At 64.7% G+C, this 24,319-nt stretch carries 23 protein-coding genes; 14 read left to right on the plus strand and 9 right to left on the minus strand.

What is annotated here, in order from left to right:
* Positions 1–18: 18 nt before the first annotated feature.
* Positions 19–1,365: a YihY family inner membrane protein gene (locus RM96_RS26125; protein WP_039014637.1), complete on the minus strand. Its 1,347-nt coding sequence runs from the start codon at positions 1,363–1,365 to the stop codon at positions 19–21.
* Positions 1,366–1,531: 166 nt separating this feature from the next.
* On the opposite strand from RM96_RS26125, the gene wrbA reads away from it, so the two are divergent.
* From wrbA to RM96_RS26140, 3 genes are read left to right on the plus strand one after another with little or no spacing between them, the layout of a single operon-like run.
* Positions 1,532–2,134 (plus strand): NAD(P)H:quinone oxidoreductase, encoded by a 603-nt coding sequence (gene wrbA, locus RM96_RS26130; protein ID WP_039014638.1) that lies wholly within the window; start codon positions 1,532–1,534, stop codon positions 2,132–2,134.
* Entirely contained in the window at positions 2,131–2,541 is a 411-nt protein-coding gene (locus RM96_RS26135) for a DUF2069 domain-containing protein (protein WP_039014639.1), read from the plus strand. The genes wrbA and RM96_RS26135 overlap by 4 nt, the downstream gene beginning before the upstream one ends.
* A gap of 31 nt (positions 2,542–2,572) precedes the next feature.
* Positions 2,573–3,994 (plus strand): FAD-binding oxidoreductase, encoded by a 1,422-nt coding sequence (locus RM96_RS26140; RefSeq protein WP_039014640.1) that lies wholly within the window; start codon positions 2,573–2,575, stop codon positions 3,992–3,994.
* Between the two features lie 70 nt (positions 3,995–4,064).
* Here RM96_RS26140 and RM96_RS26145 read toward each other — a convergent pair whose 3' ends face one another.
* From RM96_RS26145 to RM96_RS26160, 4 genes are all read right to left on the minus strand, one after another.
* Entirely contained in the window at positions 4,065–4,862 is a 798-nt protein-coding gene (locus RM96_RS26145; protein WP_039014641.1) for an anti-sigma factor family protein, read from the minus strand.
* Positions 4,859–5,380, minus strand: a complete 522-nt coding sequence (locus RM96_RS26150; protein WP_039014642.1) for a sigma-70 family RNA polymerase sigma factor — start codon at positions 5,378–5,380, stop codon at positions 4,859–4,861. The genes RM96_RS26145 and RM96_RS26150 overlap by 4 nt, the downstream gene beginning before the upstream one ends.
* Before the next feature lie 101 nt (positions 5,381–5,481).
* Positions 5,482–6,954: a YncE family protein gene (locus RM96_RS26155; protein ID WP_039014643.1), complete on the minus strand. Its 1,473-nt coding sequence runs from the start codon at positions 6,952–6,954 to the stop codon at positions 5,482–5,484.
* 15 nt (positions 6,955–6,969) lie between these two features.
* Positions 6,970–7,428, minus strand: coding sequence for a DUF305 domain-containing protein (locus RM96_RS26160; protein ID WP_052279745.1), 459 nt, complete (start codon positions 7,426–7,428; stop codon positions 6,970–6,972).
* A gap of 410 nt (positions 7,429–7,838) precedes the next feature.
* Between RM96_RS26160 and RM96_RS37640 the strand changes: the two genes are divergently transcribed.
* The gene (locus RM96_RS37640) at positions 7,839–8,504 is read left to right on the plus strand and encodes a c-type cytochrome (protein ID WP_238587410.1); all 666 of its coding nucleotides are present in this window, start codon (positions 7,839–7,841) and stop codon (positions 8,502–8,504) included.
* A 110-nt stretch (positions 8,505–8,614) separates the two neighbouring features.
* On the opposite strand, the gene RM96_RS26170 is transcribed toward RM96_RS37640, so the two are convergent.
* Positions 8,615–9,508, minus strand: a complete 894-nt coding sequence (locus RM96_RS26170; RefSeq protein WP_039014644.1) for an NAD(P)-dependent oxidoreductase — start codon at positions 9,506–9,508, stop codon at positions 8,615–8,617.
* A 91-nt stretch (positions 9,509–9,599) separates the two neighbouring features.
* The gene (locus RM96_RS26175) at positions 9,600–10,583 is read right to left on the minus strand and encodes an aldo/keto reductase (protein ID WP_039014645.1); all 984 of its coding nucleotides are present in this window, start codon (positions 10,581–10,583) and stop codon (positions 9,600–9,602) included.
* Positions 10,584–10,732: 149 nt separating this feature from the next.
* Between RM96_RS26175 and RM96_RS26180 the strand changes: the two genes are divergently transcribed.
* The 7 genes from RM96_RS26180 (at position 10,733) to RM96_RS26210 (ending at position 18,197) form a co-directional block, all read left to right on the plus strand.
* The gene (locus RM96_RS26180) at positions 10,733–11,635 is read left to right on the plus strand and encodes a LysR family transcriptional regulator (protein WP_039014646.1); all 903 of its coding nucleotides are present in this window, start codon (positions 10,733–10,735) and stop codon (positions 11,633–11,635) included.
* Between the two features lie 82 nt (positions 11,636–11,717).
* Complete coding sequence (locus RM96_RS26185) at positions 11,718–12,347, plus strand: helix-turn-helix transcriptional regulator (protein ID WP_039014647.1); 630 nt, start codon at positions 11,718–11,720, stop codon at positions 12,345–12,347.
* The gene (locus tag RM96_RS26190) at positions 12,337–13,308 is read left to right on the plus strand and encodes an ornithine cyclodeaminase family protein (RefSeq protein WP_039014648.1); all 972 of its coding nucleotides are present in this window, start codon (positions 12,337–12,339) and stop codon (positions 13,306–13,308) included. Before RM96_RS26185 ends, RM96_RS26190 begins: the two co-directional genes overlap by 11 nt.
* A 170-nt stretch (positions 13,309–13,478) precedes the next feature.
* Positions 13,479–14,462 (plus strand): Bug family tripartite tricarboxylate transporter substrate binding protein, encoded by a 984-nt coding sequence (locus tag RM96_RS26195; RefSeq protein ID WP_039014649.1) that lies wholly within the window; start codon positions 13,479–13,481, stop codon positions 14,460–14,462.
* Complete coding sequence (locus RM96_RS26200; protein ID WP_238587412.1) at positions 14,417–16,033, plus strand: M81 family metallopeptidase; 1,617 nt, start codon at positions 14,417–14,419, stop codon at positions 16,031–16,033. The genes RM96_RS26195 and RM96_RS26200 overlap by 46 nt, the downstream gene beginning before the upstream one ends.
* A 23-nt stretch (positions 16,034–16,056) precedes the next feature.
* Complete coding sequence (locus tag RM96_RS26205) at positions 16,057–17,193, plus strand: DSD1 family PLP-dependent enzyme (protein WP_039014651.1); 1,137 nt, start codon at positions 16,057–16,059, stop codon at positions 17,191–17,193.
* A gap of 170 nt (positions 17,194–17,363) precedes the next feature.
* Positions 17,364–18,197, plus strand: a complete 834-nt coding sequence (locus RM96_RS26210; RefSeq protein WP_039014695.1) for a MurR/RpiR family transcriptional regulator — start codon at positions 17,364–17,366, stop codon at positions 18,195–18,197.
* Here RM96_RS26210 and RM96_RS26215 read toward each other — a convergent pair.
* The gene (locus RM96_RS26215) at positions 18,184–19,035 is read right to left on the minus strand and encodes an HAD-IIA family hydrolase (RefSeq protein WP_082016711.1); all 852 of its coding nucleotides are present in this window, start codon (positions 19,033–19,035) and stop codon (positions 18,184–18,186) included. The two genes, RM96_RS26210 and RM96_RS26215, sit on opposite strands and share 14 nt — an antisense overlap.
* A gap of 133 nt (positions 19,036–19,168) precedes the next feature.
* Between RM96_RS26215 and RM96_RS38900 the strand changes: the two genes are divergently transcribed.
* A complete protein-coding gene (locus tag RM96_RS38900; protein ID WP_152624210.1) occupies positions 19,169–19,354 on the plus strand; it encodes a hypothetical protein in 186 nt (61 codons plus the stop codon).
* 45 nt (positions 19,355–19,399) lie between these two features.
* On the plus strand, positions 19,400–21,550 hold the full coding sequence (locus RM96_RS26220; RefSeq protein ID WP_039014652.1) for a phosphocholine-specific phospholipase C: 2,151 nt from the start codon (positions 19,400–19,402) through the stop codon (positions 21,548–21,550).
* Positions 21,551–21,775: 225 nt separating this feature from the next.
* Here RM96_RS26220 and RM96_RS26225 read toward each other — a convergent pair whose 3' ends face one another.
* Positions 21,776–22,765 (minus strand): COG4280 domain-containing protein, encoded by a 990-nt coding sequence (locus RM96_RS26225; RefSeq protein WP_082016712.1) that lies wholly within the window; start codon positions 22,763–22,765, stop codon positions 21,776–21,778.
* Positions 22,766–23,085: 320 nt separating this feature from the next.
* Here RM96_RS26225 and RM96_RS26230 point away from each other — a divergent pair, with 320 nt between their 5' ends.
* Positions 23,086–24,312 carry an efflux RND transporter periplasmic adaptor subunit gene (locus RM96_RS26230; protein WP_052279748.1) on the plus strand — a complete coding sequence of 409 codons (1,227 nt, stop codon included), beginning with the start codon at positions 23,086–23,088 and terminating at the stop codon, positions 24,310–24,312.
* The last annotated feature ends 7 nt before the right edge of the window (positions 24,313–24,319 follow it).

The following is a 24,319-nucleotide window of genomic DNA, read 5'->3' on the forward strand; positions in this document are numbered from 1 at the left end:
TCCGCCACCGGCACGGCCTCAGACCTGGCCGTGCCAGCCGGGCGGCACCACCTCCAGCGGGCGGCGCTGCGGCGCGTCGGGCGACGGTGCTTCGGCCGCGGGCGCAGGGATTGCCCCCTGGCGGAAGACCGCTTCCAGCGGCTGATCGAGTTGCGGATTGTCCAGTATCGTCCTGAGCCCTTCCGCCCCTTGCAGCTGCTGCGCCAGCGCTGTGCGCGGCAGGCGCGGCAGGTTCAGCACCAACCGGTCGTACAGCATGCGCAGCGTCACCTGCGACGGATCGCACAGCAATGCCCAGTGCGCCTGGCCGCGCTCCTGCTGCAGCTTCCCGATCAGGTGCATCGCCTTGAGCTTGCCCAGCAGGCCGGCAAGGTAGTCGGCTTCCAGCCTCAGCCTGCGGCTCAGATCCAGTTCGCCAACGCTGCGCGGCACTTCATCGCGCGCCTTGTACAGCAGGAGCAGCACGCCCAGCGCATCGAAAAACTCGCTGCCGGCAAAGGTGCGGCGCCGCCAGTGGCCCTGGCGGACCACTGGCAGGTTCGCGGCAATGGTCGCGCCCAGCAGCGTCACCAGCCAGCTCAGGTAGATCCAGAGCAGGAAGATCGGCAACGCCGCAAACGTGCCGTAGACCGCCGTATAGGTCGGGATATGCGTGACGAAATAGCCGAAGCCGCGCTTGGCGAATTCGAATGCGATCGCCGCCACCAGTCCTGCGACGATGGCATCGCGCCATTCCACGTAGGCATTCGGCACCGCGGTGTAGAGGAACGCGAACGCCAGCGCTGACAGCAGCACCGGCGCCACGCTGACCAGCAGGCCAACGCCGATCGGCATATTGCCCACATAGCCGGCCGAGATCGAAATCAGGTAGGAACTGATCGACAGGCTGGCGCCGATCAGCACCGGGCCGAAGGTCAGCACCGCCCAGAACACCAACACGCGTTGTGCCAGCGGACGGCGCTGCTTGACACGCCAGATCGCATTGAGCGCGTCTTCCACCGTCAGCATGGTCAGCACCGATGTCACCATCAGCCCTCCCAGGCCCATCGCCGTCAGACCGCGCGCACTCTTGGAGAACTGCCCGAGATAGCGCGAGATGGAATCGCTGACATTGCCCGGAATCAGGTTCTGGAACAGGAAGGTCTCGATGGCGTTGCGGAAGTCGCGAAACACCGGGAATGCAGCCAGCAGCGCGAACGCCACCGTCAGCACCGGCACCACGGCAAGCACCGTCGTGAAGGTCAGGCTGGCCGAAACCTGGGGCAGGCGGTCTTCGCCGGCGCGGCGCAGGGCATAGCGCGCCAGTGCGCGCACTTTCTGCAGATTCCACTCCCTGCGCAGGCGGGCGACGCGGGTTCCAATCATGCGGGGACAATCTCCTGGGCGATCATGACGAAATAACCATGCCCCGCCGCCGTGCATCCGTTGGCACACGCCTGCGGCAACCGGAGCGACCCCGGCGCGGGGGCACAACTATAATACGCGCATTGTTTCCGGCGCCACGGCGCAAGCCCGGGCGACTGCCCCCTCCATGACCGACATCCTCGTCCTCTACTACAGCCGCCACGGCAGCACCCGCAAACTCGCCGAACTGATCGCCACCGGCATCGACAGCGTTCCCGGCGCCCAGGCCCGCCTGCGTACCGTCCCGCCGGTTTCCACCGTCTGCGAAGCCACTGCGTCCGATATCCCGGCCGACGGTCCGCCGTACGCCGAGCTGCGCGACCTGGAGGAATGCGCCGGCCTGGCCCTGGGCAGCCCCACCCGCTTCGGCAATATGGCGGCGCCGATGAAGTACTTTCTCGACGGCACCGTTGCCCAGTGGCTGTCCGGTGCGCTCACCGGCAAGCCTGCCTGCGTGTTCACCGCTACCGGCGGCCTCCACGGCGGCCAGGAAACCACGTTGCTGTCGATGATGCTGCCGCTGCTGCACCACGGCATGCTGATCATGGGCCTGCCCTACTCCGAAAAGGGGCTGATGACCACCACGGCAGGCGGCACCCCATACGGCCCGAGCCATCATGCCCACGTCGACAACCGTGGCCCGGTTACCGAGGACGAAGCCGCCCTGGCCCTGGCAATGGGCAAGCGCCTGGCGGAAACCGCGCTGCGCCTGTCTGGAGCGCGGGCATGAGCGCCGCGCCGGCAGTCGCCAACGACAGCGCACTGCACAGCCCGCTGCTGTACCGCCTGAGCGTTGGCAGCCTGATCGCGCTGATGCTGCTGTGCATTGCGTGGGAGTGGTTCCTGGCGCCGCTGCGGCCCGGCGGTTCGTGGCTGATCATCAAGTTCCTGCCACTGCTGCTGCCTTTGCGCGGCGTGCTGACGCGCAACCGCTACACCATGCAGTGGTCCTCGATGCTGATCCTGCTGTTCTTTACCGAAGGCATCGTGCGCGCGACCAGCGACCTCGCGCCGTCGTCCACGCTGGGCTGGATCGAAGTGGCGCTGACCGTGCTGTTCTTTCTCAGCACCATCCTCTACCTGCGGCCCTACAAGCGGCGTGCCAGGGCGATGAAGTCCAACTCGCCCGAACGATAGCCCGCCCGCCCCGCCACCTGCCACGAACGCCATGACTGCCTCGACGTACGACTCCTTCCTCGATCTCTGCCGCGCCGCACTGGGCCCGCAGCATGTGCTTACCGCCGCCGACGACAAGGCGCCCTACCTGACCGACTGGCGCAAGCGCTATACCGGCGACGCCCTCGCCGTGCTGCGCCCCGGAAGCACCGAAGAGGTCGCCGCAGTAGTGCACGCCTGCCATGCGCGCAAGGTCGCGGTGGTGCCGCAAGGCGGCAATACCGGCTTGTGCGGGGGGGCCACGCCAGGCGCTGAGGCGGCATCGGTCGTGATCTCGCTGCAACGGCTGAACCGCGTCCGGCAGGTCGATCCGCTCAACAACACCATCACCGTGGAAGCCGGCGTGATCCTGCAACGGCTGCAGGAAGTCGCCCACGAGCATGGCCGCCTGTTCCCGCTGAGCCTGGCCGCCGAAGGCAGCTGCACGATTGGCGGCAACCTCTCCACCAATGCCGGCGGCACTGCCGTGCTGCGCTATGGCAATACGCGCGAGCTGTGCCTGGGGCTGGAAGTCGTCACACCCTCGGGCGAGGTCTGGAACGGCCTGCGCGGACTGCGCAAGGACAACACCGGCTACGACCTGCGCGACCTCTTCATCGGCGCCGAAGGCACGCTCGGCATCATCACCGCCGCCGTGATGAAGCTGTACCCCGTTCCGCGCGCCCGCATCACCGCGCTGGCGGCGCTGCAGAGCCCGCGCGCCGCGCTGGCGCTGCTCGCGATCGCGCAGTCGCACGCCGGCGCGATGCTGACCGGCTTCGAGCTGATGTCCGCGCTGAGCATGACGCTTGTCACCACGCACTATCCGCAGCTGCGCTACCCGTTCACGCAGACGCATCCCCAGTTCGTGCTGATGGAGCTGTCCGACAGCGAAAGCGAGGACCACGCCCGCGCCATCTTCGAAAAATTGATGGAATCCGCCTTCGACGCCGGCGTCGTCACCGATGCCGTGGTCGCGGAATCCGGGCAGCAATCGCAGGACTTCTGGAACCTGCGCGAACACATTCCGCTCGCGCAGGTGGAAGACGGCAAGAACATCAAGCACGATATCGCCGTGCCGATCTCGCGCGTGGCCGACTTCATCGAGACGACCGACGCGCTGCTGCAGGATGCCTTCCCGGGCGCACGCATGGTGACCTTCGGGCACCTGGGCGACGGCAACCTGCACTACAACGTCTCGCCTCCCGCCGGCGTCGATCACGACGACTTCATGCGCAACCAGGACGCCGTCAACCGCATCGTCCACGACAGCGTGCACGCCCATGGCGGCTCGATCTCGGCCGAGCACGGGCTCGGACAGCTCAAGCGCGAGGAGAACCGGCTGTACAAGAGCGAGGTCGAGCTGACCATGATGCGAGCCATCAAGCAGGCACTCGATCCGCTGGGACTGATGAACCCCGGGAAGGTGGTCTGAGCCACCGTTCACGAGGCTCATTACCTTGACGATTTGCACTACCTCGCGCGCAGTATCTCCAATCGCCTTTTCAGGCAGGCGCCGCCTTTCCGGCCTGTAGGTCAATCTGCCGCCGCATCTCATCGGCCAGTGGATGCAACCCGCTGGTGGACGCGGATGCGACCAGGCTGTAGCCCAGCCCCTGGTCTGCCCATGAGTACCCCGCAACGCCGGCCTGTTCGTGCGCTTTCATGGGCATGTCCCGTTCGACCTGCATGGGGCGTACCAGCATGGCCAGGCGCGTCCCGTGTCCGTCGTCATACATGAAGAGGCCGGCCGGCCCATGCTCGGTTGCCACAAGGCGGCCACCCATGTAGTGATAGCCGGCCTTGCTGAGATCCGGCAGGGAGATCGGACGCCGCAGGCGCGCGGATACCCAGCTGACCAGCGCGGCGCTGTCATTCGCGCTGATCTCCACTGGTCGGGTCGTGTCAGAGGCAAAGACCTGGTAACTGGCCGTTGCTTCGCGCGCCAGCGCAGCGATGCCGCCGGGCGCCGGCTCGGTTGCGCCGCGACCGATCCAGCCGCCCATGCCGCCTATGCAGAGGGCGACAAGGACGGAAGCTGCCAATCGCCAGGGGGCGCCGGACCGCGTGTGGCGAGCCTCGAGCATGTGGCGCAGGTTCAGCTCCGGCGCAACGGGCTCGTGGACGATCGGGGCAAGGGCCGCACGCAACTGTTCGCGCTGCGCGATATAGCCCTCGATGCGACGAGCGACGTCCGGATGATGCCGCATGTAGGCTTCGATCTCGCGTCGACGTGTGTCGTCCAGCGCGTTGTCCACATAAGCCAGCAGGTCTTCTTCCTGCACGGGCCGATTCTCGCTCATTTGACCCTCCGCAATGCCGACGTCGGGGCTGCCGCTGGCACACCGGCGTCCATGCTTCTCAGAAGCTTTTCCCGCGCGCGCGACAGGCGCGACATCACGGTGCCAATGGGGATTTCCAGCACGCGGGCAGCATCCGCGTATGACATGTCTTCTACCGAGACCAGCAACAGGACGCTGCGCTGCTCGGCAGGCAGGGCGTCGAGTGCGCTCATGAGGTCACGGTAGTGCAGCGCGTCCTCCTGCGTGGCGCGCGCGACCATCTGGTATTCGGCAACGTCGTCAATGGCGACGTGTACGCTCTGGGTACCGGCACGCTTGCGCAAGGCAGTCATGGCCAGATTGTGCAGGATGGCAAAGACCCAGCTACGCGTGTCGTCGTTGCTGCGGCGGCTGTTCCAGTAGGTAATGACTCTCTCGAGGCAGTCCTGCACAAGATCGTCGGCGGCGCTCGTGTCACGCAGCAGGGCGCGCGAATAGCGGCGCAGCGCCGGGATCATCGGCTCGACCTGGAGCAACATGTCCTTCACTGCAATGTCCTTTCCGATACCTGCAGCCAACAGGAGGCAATGCGGCGTCCGCGCGTCACGCCTTGCAGCCTGCCGCGCGGGCGATCCATCGATTACAAGGCCTGCACCTGGACCGGAGCCGCTGGCTTGCCGTTCTCAGACGGGGCGATGACAAGGTAGCGCCGCGCTTCGGCGCTCGCAATCCCTTGCACGATCTGCCGGATGGGGCCGATCGCATTGACGATGGCCGAGCCCGCCGGGTTAGTCATGAAGGTGGCGAGGGGCTCGAGCGTGCCGGTACCGTCTGCGCGGCTGCTTAGCGCAAGCACATAAGGCTGTTTGGGTTGCAGCCCGGTAACGGATGCCTGCAGCACCTGGACCAGGCCCTGATCAAACAGCGTAACACTCGTTGGGGGGTTGTCGGTCACGACTGGCTTGCCATCAGCGACATGCACCAGCTTCAGCTGTGTGGTTTGTCCCGCCACACCCAGCGGCTGAAGGCCCTGGGTGCCCGTCCCGTCGGGAACAGCATTGGGAACATAGGTAATGGCTTGTGGTGCCTGACCAATCGGCACATTGGCAATCAGCTTGTTGGTGGCTGTGTCAATGGCGGCAAGGCTATCCGCATTCTCAAGGCCTACGTAGACGCGGGTTCCGTCGCCGGAGGGCCACACTCCATGCGGCAGGCTTCCTACCGGGATCGTCGCGACCTGCGAGAAATCATCCGTACGGAAGACCTTGACCTGATTCAAGCCTCCGATGGTGATGTAAGCAAACGTGCCGGCTGCGGTGTGCGCAAAGTTCACATGGTTGGTAATGGGGCCGGTATCGAGGGTCTTGATCAGGCGGAACGGGGGCCGGGCCTCGAAAACCTGGGCCTTGCCGATGTCCTTGAGGGTGAACCACACCTGCTTTCCGTCAGGCGTGGCAGCGATATTGGGACAGAAGGGGCTTTCCTGCTTCACGCGGCCCACGACCTTGTGGTCGGCAACGGTGACGACGGCTGTTTCCGGGTTGAACGACGAACAGATGTAGCCGTACTTGCCATCTGGCGAGAAGATCTGCATGCCTGGACCGGCGGCAACCGTGATGCGCGTCTTCTCCTGGAAGGTCCTGGCGTCAATGACGGAAATATAGTCCTCGCCGCGCACCGTTACCCAGACTTCCTTGCCATCCGGGGTGTAGAACGCCTCATGGGGTGACCGCCCCACGTAAGTCACGTGCTTGACCGCATTACTGGCCGTGTCGATAAAGGACACTGAGTTTGACCCGATGGACACAACCGCCAGCGTACGGTGGTCGGGCGAAAAGCCCAGGCCATGGACCAGGACCTGTCCGCGGTACAGCGGGCTGAAGTTGCCCGGCGCGGGATCGCCCAGGCGGATGACGCCGAGCAGCTTGTTGTCAGCGGGATCCGTGACCGAAACAGTATTCGAGAACTGCTCGGCGGCATAGATGCGATCCCGGTGGCTGACGGGCACATCCGCGGCGCTCAACGCGCCTGGCGCTTGCCCGGCGAACGTGGGCCCGGCCACGCCGAGAAGGAGCGTGAGGTACAGGGCGTTTCTGAACGGGTTTCGATTCATGGTTTGGCCTTGCTATCAGGGCGTGTGCGCGGAATGGCTGTGGGAGACCGGTTGCGGGAGGGATTGACCGGAGCTGGTCGCCTGAGTCGGCGCCGGCTCTGACGGAGAGAGTGGCTGCCCGAGCGCGAGGCGCATCGCGGCGATTTCCTGCAATTGCTCTACGACGATTTCCTGTGCAATGCGTCTGAGTTGCACGTTCTTCCCATAGCGAAGTTCGGCCATTGCCATGTCGATGGCACCCTGGTGGTGCGGGATCATCATGGCCGCGAAATCTTCGTCGATGTTCCCGCCGGGCTTGACAGCCATGCCATCCATCATCTTTGTCATGGCGGCTTCGTTCTCCGCCATGAACTTCTCTTCGTCCGATCCGGTTTGTGTCGCGGCTGCGGCTGATGCAGAAGACAGTGGCGCCATCAAAGCCAGTGCGACCCAGGCCAGAGCCCGCAATCGGCATGAGCGGTGGAAGATCGTCATCTTTTCCTCATCGTCGAGCGCCCCAAAACGAGGGCCGTTGCAAGGTAGACGAGTTGGGGCCACCGCATATTCCGGCGCGGATGAAATTTTCTTCGTGACTTGAAGAGTTGCGCCGTCGGCACTTCCGTTGCCCGGCGGAGACGGCCACGCCGGGCCACAGCCTTCACGGACGCCTTATTGACAGTTGGCCGGGATTCGCAAAGAACCGCCGCACCTCTGCTAATCAGCTGATTTGAAAAGAAAATCAATCGATAGATATGGGGCGGCGGCCTGTACCGGGAGCAAGAATGACGCATTTGACATGACAATTTCGTCATTATCTCAACGCCGATTTGTCAGTATCGCTCCTGCATAGTCGTGCCGAATCATTGTTCGGACAACGCTTGCCACGCCATATCGGGAGGATGCACATGACCGGCCACTACCCTCCCAACCCGCGAGGCAGCCGCCTGCGGCTTGGTTTGCTGGCGCTCATCGCTGCTTCCGGCGTCTGTCATGCGCAACCCGCAGTCACAGCGAGGGATCCTGCTCTCAGTACGCCAGCGCCTTCCCTTGCCAGCTGTGTCTCGTGCCATGGCGTCCTGGGAGCCGGCACGGCAACTGGTGCACCAAGGATCGCGGGAATGAATCCGGAGTATCTTGCGCATGCACTGTCTATGTTCAGGGCGGGAACCCGTGCGAGTGCTGTCATGCAAAGCGTTGCGCACGACCTCTCCGACAGCGAGATACGCAGCCTCGCGGTGTTCTTTTCAACCAAGCATCCTCCGCGCGTAGAGGGTGAGCACCCTCCTCCGCCCGATCTGGTGATGGCCGGCAAGCGACTGGCCGAGCTGGGCGCGGCTCTGGACGTTCCCGCTTGCTTCACCTGTCATGCGGCCGATGGAAAAGGCAACGGCGTGCGCTATCCGAGCATTGCCGGTGAACCGGCCGCATTTGTCATCAACCGGCTCCATGAGTTCCAGGCCCGCGCGAAGGCGGGAACACCGGCGCCGGGGACAATGACGGCGGTGGCGGCCACGCTGAACGAGCGGCAGATTGAAGAAGCTGCGGCTTACCTGTCGGTGATGGATCCCTGAGGCGACGGGCACGTGCCAGAGGCATCGGCCAGGATCGGGAAGCTCTTTCCACATCTGGTGGAAGTAGCCTCCCCTTGCAAACCGCCCGTGAGAGACTCGCCTTTCGGATGCTAAGCGTTTTTGCGCATCCCGGCTTCGGTCAATGCGCAAAGTGCAACGGCAGACCAGTCGTGCTCAGCGCCAATGCCTTGCGAGCGCACAGCAAGAAAGCGATCGTGAACGAGGCTCGCAAGCGGGAGCGGCACACCGAGCGCTTCGGCGGCCGCCAGCATCAGGCGATTGTCCTTCTGGCCTAGCGGCAGCGAAAAGCCAGCCGGCTGGAACTGCTGCGACGCGATCATCGAACCATAGATCTTGTAGGGCGGCGCGTTGAAGTTCGCGTTGGTCAGGAGATCGACGAAGTGCATCGGGTCGATTCCCGCCTTGCCCGCCACCGCGCAGGCCTCGCCCAGCGTCTCGATGATCACGGACAGCATGAAGTTGCCGATCAGCTTCACGAGATTCGCCTGCGACGGATCCGCCCCAACGATACCGACGGACTGCCCCAGCTGCTCCAGTAGGGGCACAGCAACTTTCAAGTGCTCGTCCGCGCCTGCGGCCATGATGAAGAGCTTGCGCGCCGCCGCTGCGTCGGGCCGGCCAAACACGGGCGCCGAGACGAAGCCCACCCCGGCTTCACGATGCCGGACGGTGAGAGCCTGTGCGGTATCGACGCCGATCGTACTGAGCGAGACATGCACCGCGCCCGGTCTGAGTCCCGCGAGAATTCCGGAATCGCCTAGCGTGACCGATGTCAGCGCGGCATCGTCGGCGACCATTGAGAAGACAACGTCAGCCAGATGTGCAGCCTCGGCCGGGCTCGCCGCGACCGTGGCCCCTGCCCTGCGCAGGGGTTCGGAACGCGCGCGGCTCCGGTTGAACACTTGCACCTGATGCCCAGACTCGAACAGGTTCATGGCAATCGCGGCGCCCATGGCGCCAAGCCCGACAAATCCAATCTGCATGATGAAACTCCGAATAACGAATAATGTTGACAAGGCGGCACCCGGACAATGCCGCAGTGACGGGCGAGGTGGCGCGACCGCGTTGCCCGTACTAGCGCAGCGCCGGCGCCATGAATTCCGGACCGACCGGATCGGTCACATGCTGTGCGAGCAAGATATCGATGTCCTCCTTGTCCTGCGCGCTCAGCTTCCATCCGAACGCGTCGCCGATGCCGCGCAACTGGTCCGAGCGACGCGCGCCCCACAGCGCAATCGTCGGGCCCTGGTCGAGGATCCAGCGGATCGCCAATGCCAGCACCGACTTGCCGTGGCGCTCGCGGGCAAACGCCGAGAGCGCCTCGACGGCCGCCAGGTACTGCGCGAAGCGGGGCTGCCGGAATTTCGGGTCCGCATTGCGCAGGTCATCGCCACCGAACGTGGTGGACCCATTCATCCGCCCGGACAGCAGGCCCCGGCACAGCGCGCCGTAGGCCAGTACGGCAAGCCCTTGCTCGCGCGCGTATGGCAGTACGTCAGCTTCGATCGCGCGCTCGAACAGGTTGTAAGGGGGCTGGACTGCCGCGAGCCGTGTCGCCACAGAGAACGCGTCCATCTGCCGTGGAGAATAGTTGCTGACGCCGACGGCCAGGACCTTTCCTTCGACGCGAAGTTTCTCCAGCTCGGCCGCGGTGTCTTCAAAGGGCACCAGCGTGTCCGGCCAGTGCACCTGATACAGGTCAATGTAGTCGGTGCGCAAGCGGCGCAGTGAATCCTCGATTTCCTGTCGGATGCGCGCCGGTGTGGCGTTGCGCCGCACGCCGCCATCGCTCCATTCGAGCGCGACCTTGGTGGCGATTACCGCTTGCTGGCGCCTGCCAGCCAGCGCCTTGCCGACCACTTCTTCGGAATGGCCGAAGCCATACACCGGTGCGGTGTCGATCAGATTGATGCCATGGTCAAGCGCGCTGCGGATCGTCGCCACGGAGGCGCTGTCATCGGTTCCGCCCCACATCCAGCCGCCTATCGCCCATGTGCCCAGCGCAACGCGCGATACGGCAACCGGGATACCTTCAATTCGTATCGTCTCGACATTCATGCTCAGTGACTCCAATAGGTGGGTGCCTGCGAGCGTTGGGCTGCACGTTTGGGCTGCAATCGGCCAACGCTCGAAGCGTACAATCTAGCTCATATATCGTTGAATTGAATTCAACGAATCATTGAGACACGCCACGCCACCTGTCTGCCATGCCCGCTTTCACCCGCACCGAGCTTGCCGATCTCAATGTGTTTGTCACCATCTGCCGCCGCCGCAGTTTCCGGCAAGCGGCTGTCGAACTGGGGGTGTCGACGTCCGCGCTAAGCCACGCCATGCGCAATCTCGAAGCGCGGCTGGGCGTCAAGCTGCTCAATCGCACCAGCCGCTCGGTGGTGCCGACCGCGGCTGGCAGCGCGCTGGCGGAGCAGCTCGGCAAGGGATTTGAGACCATCGGCACGGCCATCGATCAGCTCGATCGCTACCGCACTTCGCCGGTCGGCCGCCTGCGTATCAACGTGCCGCGCGACGCGTCCCGCCTGCTGATCGGTCCGGTCCTGCCCGCATTCACCGACGCGTACCCGGAGATCCAGCTCGACATCACCGTCGACGATCGACTGATCGACATCATTGCGGACGGTTACGACGCTGGCATCCGCTACGGTGACACGGTCGCAGGCGACATGATTGCCGTGCCGCTGACGCCACCATTGCGCTGGGTGATCGTGGGGTCTCCAGCATATCTGGCGCGGCACGGACGGCCGGCGAAGCCAGACGACCTGATGCACCACGCGTGCATCCGCATCCGCATCGGCGACAACTCGCTGTATCGGTGGGAGCTCGGCAACGGACGCCGCGCACTCGAACTCGACGTCCCTGGCCCGGTCAGCGCCAACGAGACGGATACCGCCGTCGTGGCCGCGCTGAATGGCGTCGGGCTCGCATACTGTCTCGAGCGCCGCGTGGCCGACGACATTGCCGCCGGCCGGCTTGAAGTGGTCCTGCCGAAATGGGCGGTCGCCGGTCCGCCGATGGTGATGTACTACCCAAGCCGGCGGCAGACGCTGCCCGGCCTGCGGCAACTGATCGACATGATCCGCGCGGCCAACACCTGACCGGCGACGGGCGCAAGTGCGCTCCATGACACGCTGGATTTTCCTCCTTTACTAATCGTCTAGTTCTAGATAATATATCCAAATGACGAAACGAACCAAGGAGCAGCAAGCGCTGCTCGATCAACTCAAGCAAGTAGCGCAGGGCCTCGGCGAGACCCTGGCGCCGTTTTGCGAGGTCGTTGTCCACGACCTCCTCGATCCCAGGCACGCCATCCTGGCGATCCATAACAACCTGTCGGGTCGCCAGCCTGGCGACCCGGCTACGGAACTCGGCCTGGCCCGCATCGCCGATCCGCAATACCAGCAAGTCATCGCCAACTATGCAAACCAGTTCGCCGATGGCCGCCAGGCCAAGAGCACATCGATCGGCATCAAGGATTCCAGTGGGCAATACATCGCGGCCCTGTGCCTGAACGTCGATCTCTCCCTGTTTCGTGGCTTGCAGACCATGTTGGGACAGTTCGGCACGGTCGGCGCGGCCGCGGGTGTTACCGAGTCGCTCGATCCGATCGGCGCGGATGGTATCCGGGATCGCATTGACCAGTTCGCGGCGCGGCTCGCCACCACCCCACGTTCGCTCAAGGCAACGGACCGGCGCGCGCTGATGCGCGAGCTCAAGGAATCGGGTTGCATGGAGGTGCGCCGGGCCATGGAGGTCGTGGCGATGCATCTGGGCGTATCGCGAGCAACGGTGTACAGCGATGCCAAGTGACGCCCGCCTGCTCCTGCTCGACAAGGACGAGGTGCAGGCCTTGCTGCTGCCCGACGACGTCCTGGAAGCCGTGCGCGAGGCTTTCGTGCTGCATAGCCAGGGCGAGGGCCGCGTGTTCCCGGTGGTGCGCGAGCCCCTGGTAACCGGCGGCGTCTTCGGCATCAAGTCGGGGGATGTGCAGGCACAAGGCCTGCTGGGCTTCAAGGCCGCGGGATTCTGGCCCAACAACCGTCAGCTTGGTGGTGAACCGCACCAGGCCACCATCATGCTGATCGACCCCGCTACCGGGCGGCCCGTCTGCCTCCTGGACGGCAACGCGGTCACGACCATGCGCACCGGCGCCGCGGGTGGCCTGGGGCTGCAGCAGCTTGCACGGGCGGACAGTACCCGCTTGTGCGTGTTCGGCACCGGTGTCCAGGCTCGCGTGCAGCTCAGCTTCGCGCTGCGGTTGTTGCCAGCACTTGGCGAGGTCCGCTATGCCACGGTGGACGGCAAGCGTGACGCTGCTTTCGAGGCGCAGTTCGCGCACCGTTGCGACATCTCGCCAGCTCGCGACCGCAATGCTGCAGTGTCCGAGAGCGACATCGTGATCACCGCAACGCCAGGAGCGGGCGCCTTGTTCGAAACGCAGGCGGTACAGCCAGGTACACACCTGAATTGTGTCGGCGCCGACACCAAGGGCAAGCGCGAGCTGCCCGAGGGCCTGCTGCAGCGAGTGCGCCTGTTCGTCGACGACCAGGTACAGGCACGCCAGATCGGTGAAACCCAATGGGCCTCCGATACGCCATGCATTGAACTGGGCGACCTGCTGACGGGCAAGGCGCGTGCGGACCGGCAACCGACCGACATCACGGTATTCGACATGACCGGTCTCGCCCTGCAGGACCTGACCGTCGCCCGCCTGCTCCACCAGAGGGCTGGCACGACCGGCGTGGGCTCCAGCATCCCGTGGTCGTGGTAAACGCTTTATTAACGCTTTAATCGATGTTTGCATTATGTAGGAGCCGCTTACTTTTCACGATGTCACCGTAGCCGCTGCGCGGCTTCGGCGCCTTGCCCGCGGCACGCCAGTGATGCGCTACCGGACGGTCAAGGACCTCAATTCCTTCCCATTTGTCCGGAGTTGGTTTCATGCGCCTCATCCCTGCCCTCACAGCGCTCGCATTAAGTGCTGCCTGTAGCTTCACTTCCGCCGCCCGGGCGGCCGACAACCCGTGGCCCCAAAAGCCGGTTACCGTCATCGTCGCCTCCGCCGCCGGCGGATCGGCCGACGTGCTGACCCGCGTTGTGCTGACCCACCTGGCAAGAGAAACCAACGCCAACTTTGTCGTCGACAACCGCCCGGGCGCCGCCGGCAACATCGGCATGGCGCAGGTCAAGCGCGCTGCGCCGGACGGGTACACGCTGGGCTATGGCAACATCAACACCCTCGCCATCAATCCGGCCCTGTTCACCAAGCTTCCCTATGATGTGCGGCAGGATTTCGTGCCCGTGGGCCGCATGTTCTCCATCTATAACCTGCTGCTGGTCCGTGCAGACTCCCCGATCAAGAACGTGGCCGAGCTGCTTGCACAGGCCAGAAAATCTCCGGGCAAGCTTTCCTACGCCGCTGCGGGCACCGGCAGCAGCGGTCATATGGGCGGCGAACTGCTCAAGAAGATGGCCGGCATCGACGTGTTGTTCATTCCGTACAACGGAGACCCGGCATCCCTGACCGATCTCGCCGGTGGCCGGCTCGACTACACCATTACCAATGCATCGGTGGCATGGCCACTGGTCAAGAGCGGGAAGCTGCGCGCGCTGGCAATCACCAGCCGCGAGCGCGTCGCGCTGTATCCGAACGTGCCGACGCTCAATGAGTCGGGCCTGAAGGGCTATGAAAACGTATCGTGGGGTGGTCTGGTGTTTCCCAAGGGCACGCCGCAGCCGATCGTCGACAAGCTCAGCACGGCCCTGGAAAAGGTGCTGAAGACCGATAGCCTGCGCCAGGACCTGGCCAATGCCAACGCCGTCGCCGCCACCGGCAACCGCGCGGAATTCCTCCAGTTCATCGCCAGCGAGCAGAAGAAATGGGCCGACCTGATCGAAACCGCGAAGATCCCGAAGCAGAACTGAGCTTTCCCTCGACCATGTCAAATCCCCGCATCGCGATTCTCGGTTTTGCCATTGAATCGAACCGTTTTGCTCCAGTGTCCACGCGCGCCGACTTCGTGTCGCGGGCTTATCTTGCCGGCAATGCGCTGCTGTCGGATGCCCGCGCCCCCGCCCCCGCCATGACGCCGGAGATCCCTGCCTTTGTCCGTCGCATGGATGCCGGCGGCAAGTGGACGCCCGTCCCGATCCTGTTCGCCAATGCAGAGTCGGGCGGCCCGGTCGACCACGCCTTCTTCATGGAGACGCTCGCCACCTTTGAACGGGAACTACGGGCCGCGCTGCCGCTCGATGCCGTCTATATCTGCGAGCACGGTGCCGCCATCACCACCGAAGAGGACGATCCCGACGGCCTGGTCTTCGAAATGGTGAGAGCCATCGTCGGACCGTCGGTGCCGATCGTCGCCACTGTCGACCTGCACGCGAACGTGTCCGATCGCATGGTCGACGCAGTGGATACGCTGATTTCCTATCGCCGCAATCCGCATACCGACATGGCTGAACGCGGTACCGATGCGGCTGACATACTGGTCGAGCTGATGCAAGGCGTGCGGTTTTGCGTCGCGCATGTGCGCATGCCGGTTTGTGCGCCCCCGACGCAGCTATTGACCGCGCCCGGAACCGGACCATACGCCGACATGATCGCGCAAGCGGAGGCACTGGTCGACCCGCGCATCGTCAATATTTCGGTGGTAGGTGGCTTTGCCTTCGGCGACACCCCGAAGAATGGCATGACGGTCATCGTCACGACCCGCGGTGATGCGGACTTCGCCAGGCAGACCGCCCGCGATCTGGTAATGCCGGCGTGGACCGGCCGCGCAGCGTTCACGCCTAAGTTGACATCGCTTGACGAGGCGGTCGCGCTGGCCAAGGCCACTGGCGATGACCACGCGCTGCCGCCCGTATTGCTGGCCGATGTCGCAGATAACCCCGGCGGCGGCGGGCGCGGCAATACCCCTTTCCTGCTGCAGGCGTTGTTGCGCGCCGGCGTGCGCGATGCCGTGCTCGGTGTGGTCACCGATCCTGAGCTCAGCGCGCAGGCCCATGCCCTCGGCGCGGGCGCCGAGTTTACCGCCCACTTCAATCGCGGCGAGCGCACCGCATACTCCGATGCCTTCAGCGCACCCGCCACGGTACTGCGGTTGCACGCGGGCCAGGGCGTGGGGCGACGCGGGCAGTTGGCCGGGTGCAGCTATAACCTTGGCCCGTCGGCTCTGCTGCGGGTGGGAGGCGTGAAGGTGGTGGTGATCACCAATCGCCATCAATGCCACGAGCCCGCTTTCCTGGAGATGTTTGGCATCGATATCGCCGCTGCCCGCACGGTGGTGGTGAAATCGCGCGGCCATTTCCGCGCGGCGTTCGATGAGTTCTTTGACCCCGGGCAGATTTTCAGTGTCGATGCCCCGGGGCTGACGTCGCCGGTATTGTCCCGCTTCGACTTCAAACGCCTGCCCCGCCCGGTGGTCCCGCTCGATGCCATGACCGGCTGGACGCCGCACATCCGGCTGCTGCGCAAGCACAGCGCGCTCCAGTGAACCCATTGCCGATCCCCCCTGACATGACCACCTCCCTCGACTCCCTCGATACCCCGGCGGCCGTCATCGACCTCGCACGCATGCAACACAACATCGACCGCATGCAGCAGCGCATGAACGCGTTGGGCGTGCGCTTCCGCCCGCACGTCAAGACTTCCAAATGTACGCCAGTCGTGCGCGCCCAGCTTGCTGCCGGCGCGCAAGGCATCACGGTGTCCACGCTGAAGGAAGCCGAATACTTCTTTGCTGAAGGCATCACCGACATCGTCTATGCGGTTGGCATGGCGGCGCATCGGCTGCCGCTGGCGCTGGCGCTGCGCCAGCGCGGGTGCGACCTGAAAGTGCTGACCGACAGCGTCGCTTCGGCGCAGACGATTGCGGCGTTCGGCCGCGCCAACGGCGAGGTGTTCGATGTGCTGATCGAAGTCGACACGGACGGGCACCGCTCAGGGATCCGGCCCGACGATCCCGCGCTGCTGGAGGTGGGCCGTGCGCTGCACGACGGCGGCATGCGCCTTGCGGGCGTGCTGACCCACGCCGGTTCGAGCTACGAACTGAACACGCCCGAGGCACTGACCGCACTCGCCGAGCAGGAACGCGCCGGGTGCGTCGGCGCCGCCGAGCGTCTGCGCGCCGCGGGCCTGCCTTGCCCGGTGGTCAGCATTGGCTCCACGCCAACAGCGCTTGCCGCTGCGCAGCTCGATGGTGTCACCGAAGTACGCGCCGGCGTCTATGTGCTCTTCGACTTGGTGATGCATAACGTCGGCGTCTGCACCACCGACGACATCGCGCTGAGCGTGCTGACCACGGTGATCGGCCATCAGGCTGACAAGGGCTGGGCGATCGTGGACGCAGGCTGGATGGCGATGAGCCGCGATCGCGGCACCCAGAAGCAGCAGCGGGACTATGGCTACGGGCAGGTCTGCACCATCGACGGCACGGTGCTCCCCGGGTATGTGCTGAGCCAGGCCAACCAGGAGCACGGGATCGTGTCATGCGAGTCCGCGCCGGACCTGGACATTGTCGAGCGCTTCCCTCTGGGCACGCGGCTGCGCATCCTTCCGAACCATGCCTGTGCCACGGGTGCGCAGTTTCCCGAGTATCAGGCCCTTTCCGGTGACGGCCAGCTGGCCGGCTGGGCGCGCTTCCATGGCTGGTGAGGCGAGCCAGTACTCCCGCGTGGGTCTGCCGGAAGCATGCGGCGCTCTTCTACAATGGCGAGCATCGGTCCGCAGCTACGGACGTCCATTGAAGAAGCTCCATGCCAGCAGACAAGAAGAAAGCCCCCAGGAAGCCCGCCGCCGGCACGCCGCAGAATGCGCTGAGCGCCATCGTGACGCGCATCGCCAGCATCCGCGACACGCTGGGGGCCACCGGCCAGCGTATTGTGGACTTCATCGCCAGCCATCCCGCGGAGGTGGTCCATATGTCGGTCAGTGAAGTGGCCGATCGCACCGGCGCCAGCGAGGGCAGCGTGGTGGGCGTATGCAAGACGCTCGGCGCGACAGGCTTTCAGCAACTGAAGATCGCGCTCGCGCAGGAGATCGTGCGGCCGGTACAGCTGATCCACGAAGACCTGGAGCCCAGCGACAACGCGGCCACGGTGGTGCGCAAGATTTTCCAGAGCAACGTGCAGACCCTGCACGAGACGCAGTCGGCGCTCGATGTCGGCGCGCTCGAGCGTGCGGTGCGCATCCTGAAGAAGGCAAAGCGCATCGAGATCTACGGCATCGGCAGCGCAGCCCCCATCGCGGAGGATGCGCACTACCGAATGCTCCGGATCGGCCTCAACGCGAAAGCCGTGGTCGATTCGCATGTGCAGGTCATCAGCGCATCGCTGACCGGACCGGATGTCGCGGTATTGACGATTTCCCATTCCGGCAGCACGCATGAGACCGTAACGGCGACGCGGCTGGCCAAGGAAGCCGGCGCGCACACCATCTGCATCACCAACTTTGGCAAATCGCCGATCCAGGCCTTCTCCGACGTGCTGCTGCTGACCATGGCGCGCGAAACGCAGTTCCGCACGGAAGCCATGACCAGCCGCCTGGCGCAGCTGGCGATCATCGATGTGTTGATCGCCTGCCTGTCCCTGACCGACTACGAGCACGCGGTCAAGACGATTCGCCACACCTTCGAGATACTGTCGCTCAAGCGCTATTGAGGCGGAAGTCCAGGGCCTTCCGGCCGGAACACCATGTGTCAAGCAGTTGCGCCGGGGTCTCCGCCTCAGCGCCAGGCCCCGTGCCAAGGAGCAGAAATGACATGCCCAGCGCGATAGCGCCCATGGCATCGGTCGCCGGATTGTCGCCGATCATCAGTGCCTGCGCCGGTCTTGCCCGCAAGCGCCGCAGCCCTTCCCGGAACAGGACGGCAGAAGGCTTGCCGATGATGCACTCAGGCCGCACCCCGGCACAGGCTGTCAGCGCAGCCAGCAGCGTACCGGTTTCCGGTACGCAGGTGCCGTTGTCGCCGGGATGGCTGAGATCGGGATTGGTGACGACCAGCCGGGCGCCGGCGCGCAGCACGTTCACCGCCAGCGAAAGCTTGCGGTAGTCGAAGCGCGGGTCGCGCGCGAGCAGCACCACGTCAGGGTCTTGCTCCACCAGCCGGCAGCCTGTCCGCTTCGCATAGCGGCGCAGGGTGGGGCTGCCCAGCAACAGCACGCGCGCATCGGGAAAGGTGCGCCGCAGCCAGTTCACCGTCATTTCGCCGGCGAGCACCAGCTGCGCAGGCGCCACCGCCAGGCCCATGCGGTGCAGCTTGCGCGACAGGCCAATCGACGTGTCGGTCGAGTTGTTGGACACGATGGCGTAACGGCCCTGCAATGCCTCAAGCAGTGCGGCCGCACCCGGCAATGCCGCCCCGTTGCGGATCAGCGTGCCGTCGAGGTCGAGGATGTAACGCCATGGCGCGGCGCGCCAGGGTGGCAGCTTGGGCTCCGGAATGCCGACAACCTCGGCCGCACGTTGGTCGGAAAGACTTTGCCTGGTAGGCGTCATGCATGCATCCACGTGTGTTGAACTTTGCTCATTCTACAATCTCAATTCGATTGAGCATTGTTCATTTAACTGTCATGTGGCATGACTAGGATTCGTGTTGCTCCACCCCCAACCATGCGACACGGAACCCACCATGAAAACTCTGCGCACAAGATGTCTGGCTGCCATGGCCGGCGTTGTGATGACCATCGCGCTCGCCGGCTGTGGCGGCGGCGAGGACTCCGCCTCCACGGGAACGCAAGAGCAGTTGGCATCGGCGCAAGCGAATGCCAATGCGAATGCTAAAAAGCCGGCGGACTCGCTGCACTGCGCCCCCTGATACCCCGCCTGTCTCTCCCTTCGCCACCGCCCACAGGTCAGCCACATGAAATCCAACGACAGACGTAATTTCCTCCGCACCGCCACCCAGGCGGTCGGCGCCGCCGCCGCGCTCACGGTGCTGCCGCCCAGCATCCGCCGCGCGCTCGCCGTGCCCGCCGCGGTAGAGACCGGCACCATCAAGGACGTCAAGCACATCGTCATCCTGATGCAGGAGAACCGTGCCTTCAATCACTACTTCGGCACCATGAGCGGGGTACGCGGCTTCGGCGACCGCTTCCCGATTCCGCTCGAAAGCGGCAAACCCGTCTGGTACCAGTCGGATGGCACCAAGGAGATCCCGCCGTTCCACCTGGACAAGCAGACCATGAACGCGCTGCTGATGCCGAGCACGCCGCACTCTTACTCGGATGCGCAGGCTGCCTGGAACCAGGGCAAGTTCGGCATGTGGCCCAAGTACAAGAAGCCGTACTCGATGGGCTACTACAAGCGTGAGGACATTCCCTTCCAGTTTGCGCTGGCCGAAGCCTTCACGATCTGCGACGCCTATCACTGCTCGATCACCACCGGCACGGACCCCAACCGCATCGTTTTCTTCTCGGGTTCCAACTTCAATCCGGACCTGCGCGCGAGCGGCATCAACTGCACCGATACAGACTCCGAGCCGAACAACCTGCGCTGCTGGATCAAGGGCGCGCTGCCGACGCCGGGGTACACCTATGCCGGCTCGTCCTTCCGCTGGCCAACGATTCCCGATGTCCTGCAAAAGGCCGGGATCAGCTGGCGCATCTACCAGAACCCGAACGACAACTGGACTGGCGCGATGCACGGTGGCCTGGCGTTCGACAGTTTCCGCTCGGCGCAGCCAGACTCGCCGATGTACAAGCAGGGCATGAGCCTGTGGACCATCGAGGACCTGCAGCGCGACGTGAAGAACGACACGCTGCCCGAGGTCGTGTGGGTGCTGCCCACGCAGCTGCAGTCGGAACACCCGGGCGCACCGTCAAGCCCGCAGCACGGCGGCAACTTCACCGCCCAGGTGCTGAACGCACTGACGTCGAACCCGGACGTCTGGAGCAAGACCGTGTTCTTCCAGACCTTCGACGAAAACGACGGGCTGTTCGATCACGTGCCCCCGCCCGCCGTGCCCTCCTACAACGTGGACGGCACGCTTGCAGGCAAATCCACGCTGCCGCTGGAGGGCGAGTACTTCTCCGATCCGGCACGCAAGTACCTGCACCCCGAGGACACCATCAGTGGCAGCGTGCGCCCGTGGGGGTTGGGACCGCGCGTGCCAATGTACGTGGTATCGCCATGGAGCAAGGGCGGCTGGGTGAATTCGCAGACGTTCGACCATACCTCGGTGGGGCGCTTCCTCGAACAGCGCTTCGGCATCACCATTCCCGGCATCAGCCCATGGCACCGCGCCGTCTCTGGCGACCTCACCTCGGCTTTCGACTTCGCCACGCCTGACGACCCGAAGTTCCCGGCGCTGCCGGACACCAGCGACTACGCGACCATCGAAGCCCAGCAGAAATCCATGCCGGCGCCGATGCCGCCCGCCACGCCGCAGCCGCTGTTCCAGGAGAGCGGAACCCGCTTCTCGCGCGCCCTGCCCTACGAGCTGCACACCAGCGCGCGCGTCGACAGTGCCGGCCGCAGCGTGACGCTGCTGTTCGCCAACAGCGGCGCGCAGGGCGCGGTGTTCCACGTCTACGACAAGCTGCACCTGGACCGCATTCCGCGGCGCTACACCGTGGAAGCGGACAAGTCCTTGTCGGACACGTGGGATGTCGTCGCGGACAACGGCAAGTACGACCTGTGGGTGCTCGGGCCGAATGGCTTCGTCCGGCATTTCGCCGGGACCGTGGCCGGCAGCGGTGCGCAGCCCGAGTGCCAGGTCTGCTACGACCCGCAGAACGGACAGTTGTACCTGCACATGCGCAACAGCGGCAACGCGGCATGCGCCGTGACCGTGAAGGCCAACGCATATCGGAACGACGGGCCATGGACGCTGACCGTACCCGCGGGCGGCGAGGTCGTGGAGGAGCGCTGGTCGCTGGAGAGGAGTGCCAGATGGTACGACTTCAGCATCGAGCGCGCGGACGACGCGAGCTACCTGCGGCGCTTCGCCGGCCGTCTTGAAACCGGCAAGGACAGCGTCAGCGATCCGGCCATGGCCATGCCAGGAGCCTGACCGCTGTCGCTTAGCGCACGCTTGAATGACTGGGCGGGTGGCCTGCACGGATGCAGGCCACTTCGCATTCGCCGCCATCGAAGGCGGCCATACCGCCTACCACGGGGAAGAACCCTAACATCATGAACCGCAAATGCCGCATCAGCGCCCTCACCTACACACTGGCGCGCAGCCTGTAACGATTCTCGCGTAACCGCGAGCCTGCACGCCGCATGGCTTCGTGCCTCAGGCACGTGCACGCCGGACCGCGCTGGCCGCCAGCAGCACCGTCAGCCCCACCGCTAACAACGGGCCTGCACTGTCTGCAGCGACGGCGTGCATTGCCTCCATCTCCCACGAAGCCATCACCCAGGCCACCACGCCGATGGCCAGCCAGCGGTCATCCACAACCAGTCCCATCACTTCCTCGGCCACCATCGCGAGGCGACCCCGCGCGCGCGGACGTGTGCCGGCGGCTGCATTCGGCAGCGCCGGACCGGTCTTGCGCAGACGCCTGCAGAGCTGAACCATTGCCAGCGCAACGACGACAAAGACGCCGATCAGTGCCAGGATTGCCCAGTCTTCACCCGGCCACGACAGGCCGATGCCCTCGCCTGCCCAGAAGGTGCCGAAAGCAGCGAGCATCACACCGACGCCGAACTTGAGGGAATTTTCCGGGACATTCGCCAGAGGTCGATGCAGCCACACGCCGAGCGCCACCACCACAAGCAACGCAAGGCCAGCACCAATGGACGCGGGAAGGATCAGGCGCCCGCTCGCGCCAATCGCAATGACGATGAACACCACCTCAATCCCTTCGAGCATCACGATCTTGAAGGCGGTCGCGAATGCCACCGCATCGATCGCCCTGCCGGATGGTCCCGCTTTCCGGCGCAAGGCTTCGGTTTGCGCGGTGAACGCCTGACCTTCATCGTGCATCGGCAAGATGCCCGCCGCCCGCAGCACCGCCTTGCGCAACCAGCGCATGCCGAACAGCAGCAATAGTGTGCCAACCACCAGTTGCGCCACCGGCAGCGGAATCCTGGCGAGCGCGGGGCCGGCTACTGCAACCAATAGCATCAGGGCGCCCAGCGAAGCTGCAGTCCCCAGCAGCGCCGAGCGCCAACCGCGGACGGCGCCAACCGCCAGCACGATGGTGAGTGCCTCCACGAACTCGACCAGCGAGGCCATGAATGCTGCAAGTATCGAAGGTCCTGCCGAAGTCAACTCATGCATGTCCCGCTCCAGTTCTTCAGGGTGACAGGCTTCGCTCGCTGGCGTGCGGTGCCCTCCAGCGAAGCAATTCCAGACAGAAGGCCGCATTTTTTTGCGGTGGTGCTGCGCCGGGACGCGCTCCGGCCGGCTTCCCTCGCATGCGACGGCGCCGATTCTAGTCAGTGCGGGGGCGTGCAAAGCTGTCAATTCGATTACGGATTTGTCATTCGCCCTTTTTCCCGGACATTAACAACTGTTAATGAACCGCCAACCCAGCCTTAATTCGCGATCGCGCAGAGTGCAACCACCCGCTCTTCACAAACTACTGGGATGGAGCCTTGATGCATTCGCACAAAACACTTCGGCGCAGTGCCTGCCTGGCAGTCACGCTGGCAGTCCTCGCGCTCGCGGGCTGCGGTCCCGCAAAGCAAGCGAGTCCAAAGTCGGCGACTCCGGAAGTCACGGTGGTCACCGCCAAGCGGACCAGCGTCCCGGTCTCGGTGGAACTCCCTGGCCGCACCTCCGCCTATCTCATTGCACAGGTCCGAGCCCGTGTTGACGGCATCGTGCAAAAGCGCAGCTTCCAGGAAGGCGCGGACGTCAAGGCGAACCAAGCGCTCTACCAGATCGATCCGGCCCAGTATCGCGCCGCTCTGAACAGCGCAGAAGCGACGTTGCAAAAAGCGGAAGCGAACCTGGCCATGACGACCGCGCAGGCGGATCGCTACAAGGTGCTCATTACCGGCAACGCCGTCAGCAAACAGGCTTACGACAACGCGGTTGCTGCCCAGAAGCAGGCCGCCGCCGATGTCGCCGCCGGCAAGGCCGCAGTGGAGATGGCAAGGCTCAACCTGGGATATACCGACGTCGTATCGCCCATTGCCGGTCGCAGCGGCATTTCGCAGGTCACCCAGGGCGCCTATGTGCAAGGCAGCGCGGCAACGCTGCTGACCACGATCCAGCAGATCGATCCGATCTACGTAGACCTCAACCAGGCAAGCGTCGCTGGCTTGCAGCTTCGGCGCGACGTCGCCAGCGGACAGGTAAAGCTGCACGGCCTGGACCAGGCCAGGGTGACGCTCACGCTGGAGGACGGTACGCAGTATCCGCTGGCCGGCAAGCTCGAGTTCAGCGGCATTACGGTCGATCCGGCCACCGGCTCGGTGACAGTGCGCGCGGTATTCCCGAATCCGAACAATGTCCTGCTCCCCGGCATGTTCGTGCGCGCCCGCCTCGAGCAAGGTGTGAATGACAACGCGTTCCTGGTGCCGGTCCCGAGCGTCGGTCATAACCCGCAGGGGCAGGCAACCGCGCTGGTTGTCGGCCCTGACAACAAGGTTGTCCAACGCACGATCCAGGCACAAAGCACGCTCGGCGACAAGTGGATTGTCACCGGTGGCCTGAATGATGGCGAACGGATCATCGTGGCCGGCGGCCAGAAAGTGCAACCCGGGATGCTGGTGCAGGCAGTCGACGCGCAAGCTCAGACCGCGCAGGCCGCGGCAAATGCGAGTACCGGCGGCGCGTCTGCAACACGCCAGAGTCCTGTGCTCGCGCGGGCAAGATAACGGCGGA

The organism is Cupriavidus sp. IDO (assembly GCF_000812465.1).
GTDB lineage: Bacteria > Pseudomonadota > Gammaproteobacteria > Burkholderiales > Burkholderiaceae > Cupriavidus.